Origin of the sequence: Burkholderia sp. HI2500 (assembly GCF_002223055.1) — a bacterium.
Taxonomy (GTDB): Bacteria; Pseudomonadota; Gammaproteobacteria; order Burkholderiales; family Burkholderiaceae; genus Burkholderia.
The window spans coordinates 953,777-969,101 of record NZ_NKFL01000006.1; the positions used below are offsets into that span (position 1 = coordinate 953,777).

15 protein-coding genes are annotated in these 15,325 nt (G+C 68.6%); 13 read left to right on the forward strand and 2 right to left on the reverse strand.

Going from position 1 to position 15,325, the window contains the following annotated elements; translation table 11 throughout:
- The first annotated feature begins 12 nt into the window (after positions 1 to 12).
- The 11 genes from CFB45_RS22040 (at position 13) to infA (ending at position 11,862) form a co-directional block, all read left to right on the forward strand.
- Positions 13 to 903: an SDR family oxidoreductase gene (locus tag CFB45_RS22040; RefSeq protein WP_089427367.1), complete on the forward strand. Its 891-nt coding sequence runs from the start codon at positions 13 to 15 to the stop codon at positions 901 to 903.
- Positions 904 to 906: 3 nt separating this feature from the next.
- Complete coding sequence (locus CFB45_RS22045) at positions 907 to 2,145, forward strand: acyl-CoA dehydrogenase family protein (RefSeq protein WP_089427368.1); 1,239 nt, start codon at positions 907 to 909, stop codon at positions 2,143 to 2,145.
- Positions 2,142 to 3,344 (forward strand): acyl-CoA dehydrogenase family protein, encoded by a 1,203-nt coding sequence (locus CFB45_RS22050; RefSeq protein WP_089427369.1) that lies wholly within the window; start codon positions 2,142 to 2,144, stop codon positions 3,342 to 3,344. The genes CFB45_RS22045 and CFB45_RS22050 overlap by 4 nt, the downstream gene beginning before the upstream one ends.
- A complete protein-coding gene (locus CFB45_RS22055) occupies positions 3,341 to 4,141 on the forward strand; it encodes an SDR family oxidoreductase (RefSeq protein ID WP_089427370.1) in 801 nt (266 codons plus the stop codon). The genes CFB45_RS22050 and CFB45_RS22055 overlap by 4 nt, the downstream gene beginning before the upstream one ends.
- Positions 4,141 to 4,626 carry a MaoC family dehydratase gene (locus CFB45_RS22060; protein WP_089429087.1) on the forward strand — a complete coding sequence of 162 codons (486 nt, stop codon included), beginning with the start codon at positions 4,141 to 4,143 and terminating at the stop codon, positions 4,624 to 4,626. The genes CFB45_RS22055 and CFB45_RS22060 overlap by 1 nt, the downstream gene beginning before the upstream one ends.
- A gap of 17 nt (positions 4,627 to 4,643) precedes the next feature.
- Positions 4,644 to 5,849, forward strand: coding sequence for an acetyl-CoA C-acyltransferase (locus tag CFB45_RS22065; protein ID WP_089427371.1), 1,206 nt, complete (start codon positions 4,644 to 4,646; stop codon positions 5,847 to 5,849).
- A 150-nt stretch (positions 5,850 to 5,999) separates the two neighbouring features.
- Entirely contained in the window at positions 6,000 to 6,971 is a 972-nt protein-coding gene (locus CFB45_RS22070) for a WD40/YVTN/BNR-like repeat-containing protein (RefSeq protein WP_089429088.1), read from the forward strand.
- A gap of 55 nt (positions 6,972 to 7,026) precedes the next feature.
- The gene (locus tag CFB45_RS22075) at positions 7,027 to 9,489 is read left to right on the forward strand and encodes an efflux RND transporter permease subunit (RefSeq protein ID WP_089427372.1); all 2,463 of its coding nucleotides are present in this window, start codon (positions 7,027 to 7,029) and stop codon (positions 9,487 to 9,489) included.
- 67 nt (positions 9,490 to 9,556) lie between these two features.
- Positions 9,557 to 10,636 (forward strand): Rieske 2Fe-2S domain-containing protein, encoded by a 1,080-nt coding sequence (locus CFB45_RS22080; RefSeq protein ID WP_089427373.1) that lies wholly within the window; start codon positions 9,557 to 9,559, stop codon positions 10,634 to 10,636.
- A gap of 290 nt (positions 10,637 to 10,926) precedes the next feature.
- The gene (locus CFB45_RS22085) at positions 10,927 to 11,130 is read left to right on the forward strand and encodes a cold-shock protein (protein ID WP_006483056.1); all 204 of its coding nucleotides are present in this window, start codon (positions 10,927 to 10,929) and stop codon (positions 11,128 to 11,130) included.
- Positions 11,131 to 11,598: 468 nt separating this feature from the next.
- The gene (gene infA, locus CFB45_RS22095) at positions 11,599 to 11,862 is read left to right on the forward strand and encodes a translation initiation factor IF-1 (protein WP_089427375.1); all 264 of its coding nucleotides are present in this window, start codon (positions 11,599 to 11,601) and stop codon (positions 11,860 to 11,862) included.
- A 123-nt stretch (positions 11,863 to 11,985) separates the two neighbouring features.
- On the opposite strand, the gene CFB45_RS39075 is transcribed toward infA, so the two are convergent.
- Positions 11,986 to 12,276: a hypothetical protein gene (locus CFB45_RS39075; RefSeq protein ID WP_179255090.1), complete on the reverse strand. Its 291-nt coding sequence runs from the start codon at positions 12,274 to 12,276 to the stop codon at positions 11,986 to 11,988.
- A gap of 410 nt (positions 12,277 to 12,686) precedes the next feature.
- On the opposite strand from CFB45_RS39075, the gene CFB45_RS22105 reads away from it, so the two are divergent.
- Together CFB45_RS22105 and CFB45_RS22110 are read left to right on the forward strand one after the other, a co-directional pair.
- Entirely contained in the window at positions 12,687 to 13,934 is a 1,248-nt protein-coding gene (locus CFB45_RS22105) for an alkaline phosphatase family protein (RefSeq protein WP_089427377.1), read from the forward strand.
- Positions 13,931 to 14,179, forward strand: a complete 249-nt coding sequence (locus tag CFB45_RS22110) for a hypothetical protein (protein ID WP_089427378.1) — start codon at positions 13,931 to 13,933, stop codon at positions 14,177 to 14,179. The genes CFB45_RS22105 and CFB45_RS22110 overlap by 4 nt, the downstream gene beginning before the upstream one ends.
- Before the next feature lie 109 nt (positions 14,180 to 14,288).
- On the opposite strand, the gene dmpG is transcribed toward CFB45_RS22110, so the two are convergent.
- Positions 14,289 to 15,320: a 4-hydroxy-2-oxovalerate aldolase gene (gene dmpG / locus CFB45_RS22115; protein ID WP_089427379.1), complete on the reverse strand. Its 1,032-nt coding sequence runs from the start codon at positions 15,318 to 15,320 to the stop codon at positions 14,289 to 14,291.
- Between the last annotated feature and the right edge of the window lie 5 nt (positions 15,321 to 15,325).

A 15,325-nucleotide genomic window follows, 5' to 3' on the forward strand; every position in this document is an offset into this window, starting at 1 on the left:
CGAGGCACAAGCATGGGAATCTGTAACGGACGCACCGTCATCATCACCGGCGCGGGTGGCGGGCTCGGGCGCGAATACGCGCTGGCGTTCGCGGCCGAAGGCGCGGCGGTCGTCGTCAACGACATCCGGCACGATGCCGCGCAAGCGGTCGTCGACGAGATCGCCAGTCGAGGTAAAACCGGCGGCGGCCGCGCGCTCGCGAATGCGGACGACATCACGCAGGTCGACACCGCTCAGCGGATCGTCGATGCAGCGCGCGAAGCATTCGGCGACGTGCACGTGCTCGTCAACAACGCGGGCATCTGCCGCGACAAGATGTTCACGAGCATGACCGAAACCGACTGGGACGACGTGATGCGCGTGCACCTGCGCGGCCACTTCTGCCTGTCGAGCGTGCTGGCGCGTGTGTGGCGCGATGCGGCGAAGGCCGGCAATCCGGTCGACGCGCGGATCGTCAACACGAGTTCGGGCGCCGGGCTGCAAGGCTCGATCGGCCAGTCGAACTACGGCGCGGCGAAGGCCGGGATCGCCGCGCTCACGCTGATGCAGGCGGCCGAGCTGCAGCGCTACGGCGTGCGCGTGAACGCGCTGGCGCCGGCCGCGCGCACGTCGATGACCGAAGGCGTGTTCGCCGACATGATGAAGAAGCCCGAGGACGGCGGCTTCGACTATTTCGATCCGGCCAACGTCGCGCCGCTGGTCGTGTGGCTCGGCAGCGCGCTGTCGGCCGACGTGACGGGCCAGGTGTTCGAGGTCGCGGGCGGGATGATCGCGGTCGCGGAAGGCTGGCGCACCGGCCCGAGCGTCGATCGCGGCGCGCGCTGGGAAGCGGCCGAGGTCGGCCCGGCGGTGGCACAGCTGCTCGCCGCTGCGCGTCCCGCGCAGCGCGTGTACGGGAGTTGAGCGATGGATCTGGCGCTCACCGACGAACAGGCGATGATCCGCGACGCGGCGGCCGACGTGCTCGTCGAACGCAGCGCGTCCGCCGACGTGCGCCGCGCGCTCGAGCAGTCGGCCGGCCGCGACGATGCGCTGTGGGCTGCGCTGTCCGGCGAACTCGGCTGGAATGCGCTCGCATTGCCCGAGGCGGCCGGCGGGCTGGGGCTTGGTGCGGTCGAACAGACCGTACTGATGGAACAGCTCGGCCGGCGCGTGGCGTGCGTGCCGTATTTTTCGACTGCATGCCTTGCGGCGACCGCGCTCGCTGGCTTCGCTGATACGCCGCTGGTAAGCGGCTGGCTCGCGAAGATCGCAGAAGGCGCGTGCAGCGCGACGCTCGCGCTGCCGGTCGACCTGCCGACCGTTTCGCGGTCGTTGCCGGTCGTCGCGGAAGAAGCGGCGGGCGGCTACGCGCTGTCCGGCACGCTCGAACAGGTGATCGACGGCGCGCGTGCCGACCTGTTGCTGGTGCCCGCGCGGATCGCGAACGAAGGGCAATCGATCGGCCTGTTCGCAATCGACGTCGCAACGGCATCCGGGCTCAAAGTCACGTCGCTCGACACGCTCGACGCGACACGGCCGATCGCGCGCGTGGTGTTCGACGAAGCCCGCATGAGCCGCGACGCGCTGCTCGCATGCGGCACGGCGGCAGCGCAGGTGCTGGAACGCACCGCCTGGTTCGCGGCACTCGCGCTCGCCGCCGAACAGCTCGGCGGTGCCCAGCAATGCCTCGACCTGACGCTCGACTACACGAGCCAGCGCGTGCAGTTCGGCCGTGCTATCGCATCGTTCCAGGCCGTCAAGCACCGCTGCGCACAGATGATGGTGCTGATCGAATCGGCGCGCTCGGCCGTGCTCGGTGCTGCACACGCGTGGGATGCCGAAACCGGCCGCACGCAGCCGAGCGACGCATTGCGTGCCGACATCGCCGCCGCGAAATCCGCCGCGAACGACGCGTATGCGTTCTGCGCACAGGAAGCGATCCAGCTGCACGGCGGCGTCGGCTTTACGTGGGAATACGACCCGCATCTCTATTTCAAGCGCGCACAGGCATCGGGTGCGCAGTTCGGCAGCACGCCGCAACTGCTCGAATGGATCGCGACCCATGCGATCGACGGCGGCGCATCGCATCGCGACCAAGCGTTCGCCCCCGCCACCGCGATGGCATCACGCCCATCGGCCGCACGCGCAGGAGCCCTGCAATGAACAGCGAAACGCGCGAACAGCAATTGCGGCACGAAGTGGCCGACTGGGTGCAGTCGCACCTGACCGGCGACTTCGCATGCCTGAAATACCGCGGCGGCCCCGGCGACGAGGAAGCGTGGCCCGAACTGCGCAAGGCGTGGGAACAGGAACTGGCGAAGGGCGGCTGGACCGGCCTCGGCTGGCCGACGGACGCCGGCGGGCGCGGCTTCTCGGTTGCCGAGCAGGTGATTTTCCATGAGGAATACGCACGCGCGGGCGGCCCCGGGCGGATGGGGCACATCGGCGAAGGGCTGCTTGGGCCGACGCTCGTCGCGTGCGGCACCGACGACCAGCGCGCGCGCTTCCTGCCCGGCATCCTGGCCGGCACGCAGTTCTGGTGCCAAGGGTATTCGGAGCCCGGCGCGGGTTCCGACCTCGCCAATGTGCGCACGCGTGCCGAACAGGACGCGGACGGTACGTGGCGCGTGTACGGACAGAAGGTCTGGACGTCGCTCGCGCACGATTCCGACTGGATCTTCGTGCTCGCGCGCACCGATCCCGCGTCGAAGGGCAACAAGGGGCTGTCGTTCCTGCTGATGCCGCTCGACCAGCCGGGCATCGAGATCCGGCCGATCAAACAGCTCAACGGCGGCGCGGAATTCAACGAAGTGTTCTTCGACGGCGCGCGCGCTCAAGCCCGCGACCTCGTCGGCGCACCCGGCGACGGCTGGCGGATCGCGATGACGCTGCTCGGATTCGAGCGCGGGATGTCGACGCTCGGCCAGCAGATGCAGTTCGTCCGCGAGCTCGAATGGGTGATCGACGCCGCGCGCGAATCGGGCGCGGACCGCGACCCGGTGCTGCGCCAGCGGATCGGTCGCGCGTGGGCCGGGCTGCGCGTGATGCGCTGCAACGCGCTGCGGATGCTGTCCGGTGCGGACGACATCGATGCCGGCGCCGGTACGCCGCTGCGCCGCGAGGCGCTGATCTACAAGTATTTCTGGTCGAACTGGCACCGCGACCTCGGCCAGCTCGCGATGGACGCACTGGGGTCGCGCGCGAACGTGATCGACCCGGCCGACGAAAAACTCACCCATCTGCAGCGCGTGTTCCTGTTCTCCCGTGCGGACACGATCTACGCGGGCACCAACGAAATCCAGCTCAACATCATGGCCGAGCGCGGGCTCGGCATGCCCAGGGAAGCCAGAGGAACAGCATGACCGAACCCCAGATCCAGAAAGCGCCGGCCTATGTGCCGGGCCATCAGCTGCTCGCCGGCAAATCGGTGCTGATCACGGCGGCCGCCGGCGCCGGCATCGGCTTCGCGGCCGCGCGCCGTTGTGCGGAAGAAGGCTGCCGTGCGCTGTTCATCTCCGACATCCACGAAAAGCGCCTCGAACAGGCGGTCGAGACGCTGCGCGCGGAAACGGGGCTGCAACAGGTCTACGGCCGCCTGTGCAACGTCGCGGTGGAGGCCGACGTGCAGGCGCTGGTCTCGCAAGCGCAGGACAAGCTCGACGGCGTCGACGTGCTGATCAACAACGCCGGGCTCGGCGGTTCGACCCGCATCGTCGATATGGACGATGCCGAATGGTCGCGCGTGATCGACATTAGCCTGACCGGGACGTTCCGGATGACGCGCGCGATGTTGCCGCACATGCAGGCCCGAGGCCGCGGCGCGATCGTCAACAACGCATCGGTGCTCGGCTGGCGCGCGCAGGCGGAACAGGCGCACTACGCGGCGGCGAAAGCGGGCGTGATGGCGCTCACGCGCTGCGCGGCGCTCGAGGCGTCGCCGTACGGCGTGCGCATCAACGCGGTCGCGCCGAGCATCGCGATGCACGATTTTCTGAAGAAGTCGGCTCCGGCCGACCTGCTGAATCAACTGGCGTCGCGCGAAGCCTTCGGGCGCGCCGCCGAAGTCTGGGAGGTCGCGAACGTGATGGTGTTCCTTGCAAGCGATTACGCGTCGTACATGACCGGCGAAGTGCTGTCGGTCAGCAGCCAGCACGCATGATGAGCACGACCCTCGACCCCGTGCGCGCGACGCCCCGCGTGTTCGCGCATCCCGGCGAACTGGCAGAGGCCGTCGGCGACACGCTCGGCGCAAGCGCATGGCTCGCGATCGACCAGCTCCGCATCGACGGTTTCGCCGACGCGACGGGCGACCACCAGTGGGTGCACGTCGATCCGGTGCGCGCGAAAGACGGCCCGTTCGGCGCATGCATCGCGCATGGGTACCTGACGTTGTCGCTCGTCAATGACTTCCTGCCGCAGATCGTGCGGATCGACGGCGCGCGGCTCGGCGTCAACTACGGCTGCGACAGGATCCGTTTCCCGGCGCCGGTGAAGGTCGGTGCGCGCGTGCGCGGCGTCGGCGAGCTGCTGCGCGTCGAGCCGCTCGAAGGCGGCGTGCAGGCCTGGATTCGCGTGACCGTCGAGATCGAAGGCGAAGCGAAGCCCGGCTGCGTGGCCGACACGATCAGCCGCTACTACTTCTAGTTCCAGAGAGCAGACACATGGAAGACGCAGTCATCGTTTCCGTTGCACGCACGCCGATCGGCAAGGCGTTTCGCGGCATGTTCAACGACACCGAGGCGCCCGCGCTGGGCGGCCACGTCGTGCGCACCGCGCTCGAACGCGCGGGTGTCGCGCCGGCCGACGTCGACGACGTGCTGATCGGCTGCGCCGCGCAGCAGGGCACGCAGGGCTACAACATCGGCCGCCTGTCGGCCGCGGCGGCCGGGCTGCCGGCGTCGGTGCCCGGCATGGCGATCGACCGCATGTGCTCGTCGGGCCTGATGTCGATCGCGAGCGCCGCGCGCAGCATCGGCGCGGGCGACGCACGGATCGTCGTCGCAGGCGGCGTCGAGTCGATCTCGCTCACGCAGAACAAGCACAAGAACGCGTATCGCGCGCGCTCGCAGGCCGTGCTCGACCACCAGCCGGCGGCCTACATGGCGATGATGGAAACGGCCGAGATCGTGTCGCGCCGCTACGGAATCTCGCGCGCCGCACAGGATGAGTTCGCGCTGCAGAGTCACCAGCGCACGGCCGACGCCCAGGCGGCCGGCCGCTTCGACGCGGAAATCGCGCCGCTCGACGTGCGGCGCGCGCTGTTCGACAAGGAAGGCAACCCGGCCGGCTTCGAGGACGTAAACGCCGCGCGCGACGAAGGCGTGCGTGCCGACACGACGGCCGAGCGGCTCGCGGGGCTGAAGCCGTCATGGAGCGGCGGCAAGGTCGTCGAGCAGGGCGAATTCGTGACGGCCGGCAATGCGTCGCAACTGTCGGATGGCGCGGCGGCCGTCGTCGTGATGTCGCGCAGTGAGGCGGTGCGCCGTGGGTTGACGCCGCTCGGCGCATTCCGCGGCCTCGCGGTGGCCGGCTGCGAGCCCGACGAGATGGGCATCGGCCCGGTGTTCGCGATTCCGAAGCTGCTGGCGCGCTTCGGGATGACCGTCGGCGACATCGGGCTGTGGGAGCTGAACGAGGCATTCGCGTGCCAGGCGCTGTATTGCCGCGACACGCTCGGCATTCCCGACGACCGGCTGAACGTCGATGGCGGCGCGATCGCGCTCGGCCATCCGTTCGGGATGTCGGGTACGCGGATGACGATGCACGCGCTGCTCGAAGGCGCGCGGCGCGGCGTGCGGCACGCGGTCGTGACGATGTGCATCGGCGGCGGGATGGGCGCCGCCGCGCTGTTCGAAGTCGGCGCATAGCGGTACGCGGACGAGCCGCGCTGCACAGGCGGCTCTCCATTCAGGACCATTCGAGGCCGCGGCAACGACCGACGGCCCGGAGACATGCAGGCGACGGCGGTGGGCGCGATGGCGCGAACCGTCGTCGAACGCAGACACAGGAGACAAGCGATGAAACGAACTTTGCCCGGACTCGCGATGTCGGCGCTGGTGCTCGGCGCCGCGCTGTTCGCGTTTTCGCCGCGCCCGCTGCCGGCGTTCCCGGTCACCGCGATCCACGCGGACCGGCTGCAGATCAACGGGCTCGCCCGGGCCGGCGCGCGCATCGTCGCGGTCGGCGAACGCGGCGTGATCCTGCTGAGCGACGACGCGGGCGCCCACTGGCGGCCGGCCTCGACCGCACCCGACCACGCATCGACGCTCACGCAGGTGCGCTTCATCACGCCGACGCTCGGCATCGCGGTCGGCCACGACGGCCGGATCGTGCGCAGCGACGACGCCGGCCTGCACTGGCGCGACGTGCACATGGACCACGCGCATGCCGATCCGCTGCTGTCCGTGTGGGGCACGGCCGGCGGCCCGCTGTTCGCGGCCGGCAGCTTCGGCCAGCTGCTGCGCTCGGACGACGCGGGCCTCACCTGGCAGACCGTGAAAACCCCGGCCGGCGACCGTCACCTGAACGCGATCGTCGGCGACGGCCACGGCAACCTGCTGGTCGCGGGCGAGAGCGGCACGCTGCTGCGCTCGACCGACAACGGCGCGACGTGGGACAAGCTGCCGTCGCCGTACGCCGGCTCGCTGTTCGGCGCGCTGATGCTCGCGAACGGCGACTGGGTCGCATACGGGATGCGCGGCAACGTGGTGCGCAGCACCGATCGCGGCGCGACCTGGACGCACGTCGACAGCCACGTGCCGGTGTCGTACTTCGGCGCGACCCAGCTCGCCGACGGCGAACTGGTGCTGGTGGGCCAGGGCGGCGCGATCGTCGCGTCGCGCGACGGCGGCCTGACCTTCGACGTGCGCAAGCTCGGCGGCGTGCAGAGCCTCGCGGCCGTGCTCGACATGGGCCACGGCGCGCTGCTGCTCGGCGGCGAGGCCGGCGTCGCGCCGCTCGCCGGCGCGGCTGCGTCAACGCCGTCCTGACGCGCGGCGGTCCCGCTGCCTGCTCCCGTTCGTTTCGCATCGACAAGAGAATTCCATGAACGACCTGTCACGCCCCCCTGAAGCCGTCCCCGCGTCGCGCCTCGCCGCGTTCGTCGAGCGCTGCGCCGACACGATCATCCGCCGGCGCAAGCTGCTGATGCTGCTGTGCGTCGCGGTGACGCTCGCGCTCGGGCTGTCCGCGACGCGGCTGAAGCTCGATCCGGGCTTCAACAAGATGATCCCGATGCAGCATCCGTACATGCAGGTGTTCGAGCGCTATGCGGGCGCGTTCCCCGGCGCGAACACGATCCTCGTGAGCCTGCGCTGGAAGGGCGACGGCGACATCTACAACCAGTCGTTCATGGACGCGCTGCGCCACGCGACCGACGATGTCTTCTTCATCCCGGGCGTGAACCGCTCGCGCGTGTTCTCGCTGTTCACGCCGAACGTCCACTACACCGAGGTGACCGAGGCCGGCTTTCGTGGCGACGTGGTCGTGCCGGGCCAGTTCTCGAGCGCGAATCCGGACGATCTTGCAAAGGTGCGCCGCAACGTCGCGCGTTCCGGGCAGATCGGCCGCCTCGTCGGCAACGACCTGAAGTCGGCGCTGATCCGCGCGGAGCTGCGCGAGACCGATCCGGCCACCGGCAAGCGGCTCGACTACAGCGCAGTCGCGCGCCAACTGGAGGAGATCCGCGCGAAGTACGCGAAGCAGGGGATCGACGTGAACATCATCGGCTTCGCGAAGCTGGTGGGCGACGTCGAGAGCGGTATCGCGGGCGTGATGGCGTTCTTCGCGCTCGCATTCCTCGTGACGGCCGCGCTGCTGTTTGCCTATACGCGTTCATTGAAGACCACCGTGCTGGCGCTCGTCGTCGCGCTGCTGCCGGTCGTATGGCTGCTCGGCGCGCTGCCGCTGCTCGGCCTCGGCATCGACCCGATGTCGATCCTCGTGCCGTTCCTGATCTTCTCGATCGGCGTGTCGCACGCGGTGCAGATGACCAATGCGTGGAAGCAGGCGCTGGTGCGCGGCGCGTCGTCGGTCGATGCCGCGCGCGACGCGTTCCGCAAGCTGTTCGTGCCGGGCACCGTCGCGCTGCTGACCAACGCGCTCGGCTTCATGGTGATCATGCGGATCCGGATCGACATCGTGCGCGAGCTCGGCATCACCGCGTGCCTCGGCGTGCTGCTGATGATCGTGACGAACAAGGTGTTCCTGCCGATCCTGCTGTCGTACACGCGCCTCGAGCGCGGCACGCTGGCGCGTGCGCAGCGCACGGCGGCGGCCGGCGGCAGCCGGATGTGGTCGCGCTTCGCGGTGTTCGCCCGGCCGGCGCCGGCGCTCGGCGTGTTCGCGGTGGCGCTCGCGCTGCTCGCCTACGGCACGCTCGAATCGCGCAAGCTGGAGATCGGCGACATCGGCACCGGCGCGCCGGAGCTGCGCGCGAACTCGCGCTACAACCTCGACAACGCGGCGATCACGCACCAGTACAACATCGGCGTGGACGTGCTGTCGGTGATCGTCGAGACGACCGGCTTCGACGACGCGTGCCTGCATTACCCGGTGATGAGCGCGATCGAGAAGTTCGAGATGACCATGCGCGGCGTGGCCGGCGTGCAGTCGGTGACGAGCGTGTCGTCGCAGGGCAAGGTGTTCATCGCCGCGTTCAACGAGGGCAACCCGCGCTGGGCCGCGCTGCCGCGTTCCAGCGACGGGCTCACGCAGGGCTCCAACGCGTTCGACCCCGACAACGGGATGAACACCGCGAACTGCAAGGCGATCCAGGTGCTGATCTACACGAAGAACCACGAAGGCACGACCATCGCGCACATCGTCGACGAGATCAAGCGCTTCGCGGCCGAGAACCCGACGCCGAACGTCGCGTTCCGGCTCGCGGGCGGCAACGTCGGCGTGATGGCCGCGACCAACGAGGCCGTCGGCGACGCGGAGATCGCGATGCTGCTGTCGATCTTCGGCGCGATCGCGCTGCTCTGCGCGGTCACGTTCCGCTCGTGGCGCGCGGTGCTGTGCATCATCGTGCCGCTCACGCTCGTGTCGATCCTGTGCAATGCGGTGATGGCGCGGCTCGGCATCGGTCTGAAGGTCGCGACGCTGCCGGTGATCACGCTCGGCGTGGGCGTGGGGGTCGACTACGGGATCTACCTGTACGAGCGCCTGCAGCACGACCTCCGCCACGGCGCGACGCTGCCGGACGCGTTCGCCGACGCGATGCGCCAGCGCGGCACGGCGGCGCTGTTCACGGCCGTCACGATGTTCATCGGCGTCGGCACGTGGGCGTTCTCCGCGCTGAAGTTCCAGGTCGACATGGGCGTGCTGCTCGCGTTCATGTTCCTCGTGAACCTGTTCGGCGCGGTGTTCCTGCTGCCCGCGCTCGCCGCATGGCTCGGCGTCGAGCGGGCCGAGCGCCGCGTGGCGCACCGGCAGCAGCCGTCACCGGCGGCCCCGGCGCCGTTGAAGCCGTCGCCCGCGCTCGAACCCGGCAACCCGATGCGCTGACCGGCGCCCCCATTTCCCCCGCGCGCGGCCGGCCGCCGCGCGCTCTCCACAAGAGGAGTCAACCCACATGTCCGCACGCCCTTACAAGATCGAAGCCCAGCCGCTCGCACAGCGCTATGCGCGCGGCTGGCACTGCCTCGGGCTCGCCCGCGATTTCAAGGACGGCAAGCCGCACACGCTGAACGCGTTCGGCCGCAAGCTCGCCGCGTTCGCCGATTCGACCGGCAAGGTCAACGTCGTCGACGCCTACTGCCCGCACATGGGCGCCGACCTGAGCCTCGGCACGGTGCAGGGCGACCACCTCGTGTGCCCGTTCCACGGCTGGGCGTGGAGCGGCGAAGGGCAGTGCGCATCGATCCCGTACTGCAAGCGGATCCCGCCGAAGGCGCGCATCGGCGCCTGGCCGACCTGCGAGGAAAACAACCTGCTGTTCGTGTGGAACGACCCGGAAGGCAACGCGCCGCCGCCGGAAGTCGCGATTCCGCGGCTCGACGTGTGCTTCTCCGACGAATGGTCGGACTGGGTCGTCGACAAGATGGTGATTCAGGCCAACTGCCGCGAGCTGGTCGACAACATCTCGGACGTCGCGCACTTCGCGACCGTGCATCGCGCGCCGATCGACTATTTCGCGAACCTGTTCGAGGATCACAAGGCGACGCAGCTGATGGTCGGCCGCAGCGAGAAGCTCGGCGGTGATGCGCTGACCGCGCTGTCGACGTATTTCGGGCCGGCCGTGCACATCACGCAGATGACGGGGCAGAGCGGCGGGCAGCCGATCCACTCGGTGCTGCTGAACTGCCACGTGCCGATCGACATGAACAGCTTCGAGCTGCGTTACGGCGTGATCGTGAAGAAGGTGGCCGGGCTGACCGACGCGCAGAACATGGAGATCGCGAACGCATACGTGAAGGAGGCGCAGCGCGCGTTCTACGAGGACGTCGACATCTGGCACAGCAAGACGCGGATCGACAACCCGCTGCTGTGCGAAGGCGACGGGCCGCTGTACCAGATGCGCGACTGGTATTCGCAGTTCTATCTGGACGTGGCGGACGTGCGGCCGACGAGCGTCGCGCGCAAGGCATTCGAAATGCGGATTCGCGAAGGCGCCGCGCCGCCGGCGCTGCATCACGTGTTCGAGCCGCAGTAAAAACCCGGCGGGCCGGCCGAAAAAGGGGGCGCATCGAAATACGTGCCGTCGGCCGGCAACACCCGCTGCGCAAGGCGCACGCGGCGGGCAGGCTTGTGCGCCGCATCAAAAAGACTTGACGAAGCGACTGCCATCGCGTAGTGTCCATGGCCGAAGTGTTCAAGAAGTTCGATTGCTCATCATTGGCCGCACTCCGTGCGGCAGTCGTTGGTCTATCCCTCTTTTGATTCTTTATGTGCCCGTCGCGGGCGCATGTTCAATTATTCGTCATTTGTATTAAGGAAGTATTTGTGGATACCGGTACCGTCAAGTGGTTCAACGAAACCAAGGGCTTTGGTTTCATCTCCCCGGACAACGGCGGCGACGATCTGTTCGCCCATTTCTCGGAAATTCGCGGCACGGGCTTCAAGACCCTGGCCGAAGGCCAGAAGGTCAGCTTCGAAGTGAAGCGCGGCCCGAAGGGTCTGCAAGCGTCGAACATCACGCCGCAGTAAGCCGCATCGGCAACGGCCGCCACACGGTGGCCGCTGCCGGATGGATTGGCGCGCAGGGCGCCGCTTTGGCGGCAGCCGGCGCGTTCCGATGCGCACGACCGATGCATCGCGACATTCGCGATGCATCGGTCGTGACGCTTCCCTCATCGCATGCGTGACCCGCGTGCGACGCAACGCCTTCGTGGAGCGCCTGTCGCTTCGCGAGCGCATCACCGCTTCAACGCATCAACCTGAGCAGACCGCCGCCATGCCGTAGCAGGCGCGGTCCCGACTTGCGCGGCGCTCCATGCGCCGCCGCCACCGACCGCCTGAACGCCGCATCGCGCCGGGCTCCGATCACAAGACAGACCCTGGGTCCGTCTGAACGAACCGACACCCGGCAGCCTGCCGGTCGCCGTCCCGTTGCGGGAAACGGCGCCGGGCAGATCGCCGCGGCCGCGGTCAATCACCTTGTCTGGAGGAATTGGTTTGGCAAAAGAAGAACCGCTGGAACTCGACGGGATCGTCGACGAAGTGCTGCCGGACAGCAAATACCGTGTCACGCTGGAAAACGGCGTCGTGGTCGGCGCGTACGCGTCGGGCCGCATGCGCAAGAACCACATCCGCATTCTCGCGGGTGACCGCGTGACCCTGGAACTGTCGATGTACGACCTCACCAAGGGGCGCATCAACTTCCGTCACAAGGACGCGAATTCGCCGCGTCCGCCGCGAACCGGCCAGCCGCGCCGTTAAGCGGTAACGATCGGCGCGGGCACGCAGCACCGCCTCGCCAATCGAATCCTGTCCGGCCGACGAGGCCGGACGAACCGGGTGGGCGACACATCGCGTGCCGTTCACCGGTCGCCGGCGGCATCGTCATGCCGCGGCGGCCAATACCGCCTTCACCGGCCGCCGCGCGTGCGCAACGCTCAGGCGGCCGCGTCCCGCAGGAAATCCTCGACGATCATCGCGACATTCGGCGGACCTTCCTGCATCGGGTAATGTCCGCAATTCGGTATCGTCACGAGCCGCGCGTTCGGATGCCACGCGAGGAAGGTCGCCTGCATCGCCGCTGCGTCGAGCCCGCGGATCCTTGTCGCCGACGATCACCGGGAAGCGCGTGTCGAGCCCGCGGATGTCGTCGACGAAATCCGTGCCGGTCAGCATGTCGAGATACGCGAGCCGGCAAGCCGGCGCCACGCGCGCGGTTCTGCGGCAGCTTCACGTCGGCCCCGCGCGCCGACAGTCCCCCCGTCACGAATCGCACGAGCCGGCGAAACGCATCGTCATCGACGGTCGTCTCGGCGATCGGCGCGTGATGCGACCTGCTTGCACGGTCGATGATGAAGTTGAAACGGTCGACGCCCCAGTCTGGGAGGGCCTCGTGCAACGGGCCGGCAAGCGGTCGAACACGCACACCGCCACACGGTTCGCATGCAGCTTTACGCGCGGGCCGGCGCGGTCGTACACTCGTCGGCAATCTCGGCCCGCGCCGTGGCTTTCAATCCCTTCAGCAGCTTTCAGCGGGCCGACGACCGTGCCAGCCGGACTTTCGTCGCGCGACGCCAGGAGGCGCCATGAGTGCAGACGCAGCCCCCGCATCCCCGTCGGTTCAGGACCGCATCCAGCACGTGTTCGTGCTGATGCTCGAGAACCGTTCCTTCGATCACCTGTTCGCGCTGTCGGGCTACCCCGACATCGTTGCCGCGTCGCCGGGTAACAGCAATGCGTACGGCGATGCGGTCTATCCGTTCGGCGGCGGCGCGCCCGCCCGGATGCCGACCGATCCGTGCCACGAATTCACGGACGTGCTCGAGCAGCTGTGCGGCGCGAGCGTGCCGTTCGTGAAAGGGCAGCCGTATCCGCCGGTCGTCAACACCGGGTTCGTGTCGAACTACGCGACCTCGCATTCCGAAGGCACACCGCCGCAGCCGGCCGACGCGGGCAAGATCATGCAGGGCGTCGATATCGCGACGCAGGCGCCGTCGCTGCACGCGCTCGCGAACGCGTTCGTTCTGTGCGACGCGTGGCATGCGTCGATGCCGGGGCCGACCTGGCCGAACCGCTTTTTCCTGCACGGTGCGTCGTCGGCCGGGCTCGACCATTCGCCGACCAAGGAAGAAATGGCCGGATGGGACGCGTTCAACGGCTTTCCGTATCCGAAGGGGTCGATCTTCGCCGCGCTCGGCGACGACAACTGGCGCATCTACCAGGACCAGACCGGCGACCCGCTCGGCCACGTGCCGCAGGTCGCGTCGCTGAAGGGCATCAGCTTCTTCGACATCGACGACCTCGCCCATTTCGAGGCCGATCTCGCGGCCGGCTATACGGCGCGCTACACGTTCATCGAGCCCGGTTACGGCGACATCGTGCACGGCACTTACCAGAACGGCAGCTCGCAACACCCGATGGACGGCCTCGCCGGCGGCGACCAGCTCGCCGCGCGCGTGTACAACGCGATCCGCCAATCGCCGGTATGGAACAGCAGCCTGCTCGTGATCTGTTACGACGAGCACGGCGGCTTCTACGATTCGGTCAGGCCGGGCGCCGCGCCGCCGCCGAACGACGGCGCGGCGGCAACGCTGAACGCGAGCGGCTTCGGGTTCGACGTGTATGGCGTGCGGGTGCCGGCGATCGTGATTTCGCCGTGGGTCGCGGCCGGGCAGGTCGACCATACGCCGTACGATCATGCGTCGGTTGCCGCAACGCTCGAGCGGCTGTTCGGCCTCGCGCCGCTGACGGATCGCGACCGCCTCGCGAACGACCTGCTGGCGCTCGTCTCCACGACGTGCCGCAGCGACTGCCCGCAAAGGATCGGATCATGAGTACGACACCGGCCTTCGACCCGCGCGATGCGCTGCCCGTGCGCGACGGCACGAGCCTGATCGCCTATCTGCACATCCTGAAGAAAGCGCATGCGGCGCTGGTCGGGCATGACAAGGCCCATCAGCGCTTCAGCGAGATCGTGACGCGCGGGCAGGCGCGGCAATACATCGAGGAACTGATGCCGTCGCTGTTGCAGGCGCGTGAAGCGCATCGGCGCAAGCGGCACGGCGGGAAGCATCGCTGAAGTCGGCGGGCGATGCATGATCGAGGTGACTCGATCCGCGCATCCGAAATGAAAACGGGGCTTGCGCCCCGTTTCCCGCCGCTTCCGGACGATGGCCGGCCGCGTTCGTTCAGGCCGCCACTGCCCGTGCCCGCACCATCGTCAGCGCCGCATCCTCGATCATGTCCTCCTGCCCGCCGACGAGCCGCTGCCGCCCCAGCTCGACGAGGATGTCGCGCGCGGGAATCCCGTACTTCGCTTCCGCGCGCTTCGCGAACAGCAGGAACGACGAGTAGACGCCCGCATAGCCGAGCGTCAGCGCATCGCGGTCGAGGCGGATCGGCGCGTCCATGATCGGCACGACGAGATCCTCGGCGACGTCCGAGATTGCGAACACGTCGACACCCGTCTCGATCCCCATCCGGTCGCACACCGCGACGAACACTTCCATCGGCGTGTTGCCCGCACCGGCGCCGAGGCCGGCCGCGGCCGCATCGATCCGGTTCGCGCCGGCGGCAACCGCGGCGACCGAGTTCGCGACGCCCATCGCGAGGTTGTGGTGGCCGTGGAAGCCGAGCTCCGTCTCCGGCTTCAGCGCGTCGCGCACCTGGCTGATCCGCGCGGTCACGTCATCCGGCAGCATGTGGCCGGCCGAATCGGTGATGTAGATGCAGTTCGCGCCATACGACTCCATCAGCTTCGCCTGCACGACGAGCTGCGCCGGCGACGACATGTGCGCCATCATCAGAAAGCCGACCGTATCGAGCCCGAGCGTGCGCGCGAGGCCGATGTGCTGCTCCGACACGTCCGCCTCGGTGCAGTGCGTCGCGACGCGGATCGTGCCGACGCCGAGTGCGTGCGCCATGCGCAGATGCTCGACGGTGCCGATACCCGGCAGCAGCAGCGCCGACACCTTCGCCTGCTTCAGCTCCGGAATCACGGCGCTCAGGTATGCCTCGTCGGTGTGCGCGGGGAACCCGTAGCTGACCGACGCGCCGCCGAGCCCGTCGCCGTGCGTGACCTCGATCAGCGGCACGCCGGCCGCGTCGAGCCCGCGCGCGATGTTGCGCATCTGGTCGAGCGTGATCTGGTGGCGCTTCGGGTGCATCCCGTCGCGCAGCGACATGTCGTGGACGGTGATCTTCTTGCCTGCAAGTGACATCGCGT

Coding starts and splice junctions, on each gene's coding strand:
- CFB45_RS22075 (WP_089427372.1), top strand. CDS start 7,027: ATGAACGACCTGTCACGCCCCCCTGAAGCCGTCCCCGCGTCGCGCCTC.
- CFB45_RS39075 (WP_179255090.1), bottom strand. CDS start 12,276: ATGCTGACCGGCACGGATTTCGTCGACGACATCCGCGGGCTCGACACG.
- CFB45_RS22110 (WP_089427378.1), top strand. CDS start 13,931: ATGAGTACGACACCGGCCTTCGACCCGCGCGATGCGCTGCCCGTGCGC.
- CFB45_RS22055 (WP_089427370.1), top strand. CDS start 3,341: ATGACCGAACCCCAGATCCAGAAAGCGCCGGCCTATGTGCCGGGCCAT.
- CFB45_RS22105 (WP_089427377.1), top strand. CDS start 12,687: ATGAGTGCAGACGCAGCCCCCGCATCCCCGTCGGTTCAGGACCGCATC.
- CFB45_RS22080 (WP_089427373.1), top strand. CDS start 9,557: ATGTCCGCACGCCCTTACAAGATCGAAGCCCAGCCGCTCGCACAGCGC.
- CFB45_RS22060 (WP_089429087.1), top strand. CDS start 4,141: ATGAGCACGACCCTCGACCCCGTGCGCGCGACGCCCCGCGTGTTCGCG.
- CFB45_RS22065 (WP_089427371.1), top strand. CDS start 4,644: ATGGAAGACGCAGTCATCGTTTCCGTTGCACGCACGCCGATCGGCAAG.
- CFB45_RS22040 (WP_089427367.1), top strand. CDS start 13: ATGGGAATCTGTAACGGACGCACCGTCATCATCACCGGCGCGGGTGGC.
- CFB45_RS22045 (WP_089427368.1), top strand. CDS start 907: ATGGATCTGGCGCTCACCGACGAACAGGCGATGATCCGCGACGCGGCG.
- CFB45_RS22070 (WP_089429088.1), top strand. CDS start 6,000: ATGAAACGAACTTTGCCCGGACTCGCGATGTCGGCGCTGGTGCTCGGC.
- dmpG (WP_089427379.1), bottom strand. CDS start 15,320: ATGTCACTTGCAGGCAAGAAGATCACCGTCCACGACATGTCGCTGCGC.
- CFB45_RS22050 (WP_089427369.1), top strand. CDS start 2,142: ATGAACAGCGAAACGCGCGAACAGCAATTGCGGCACGAAGTGGCCGAC.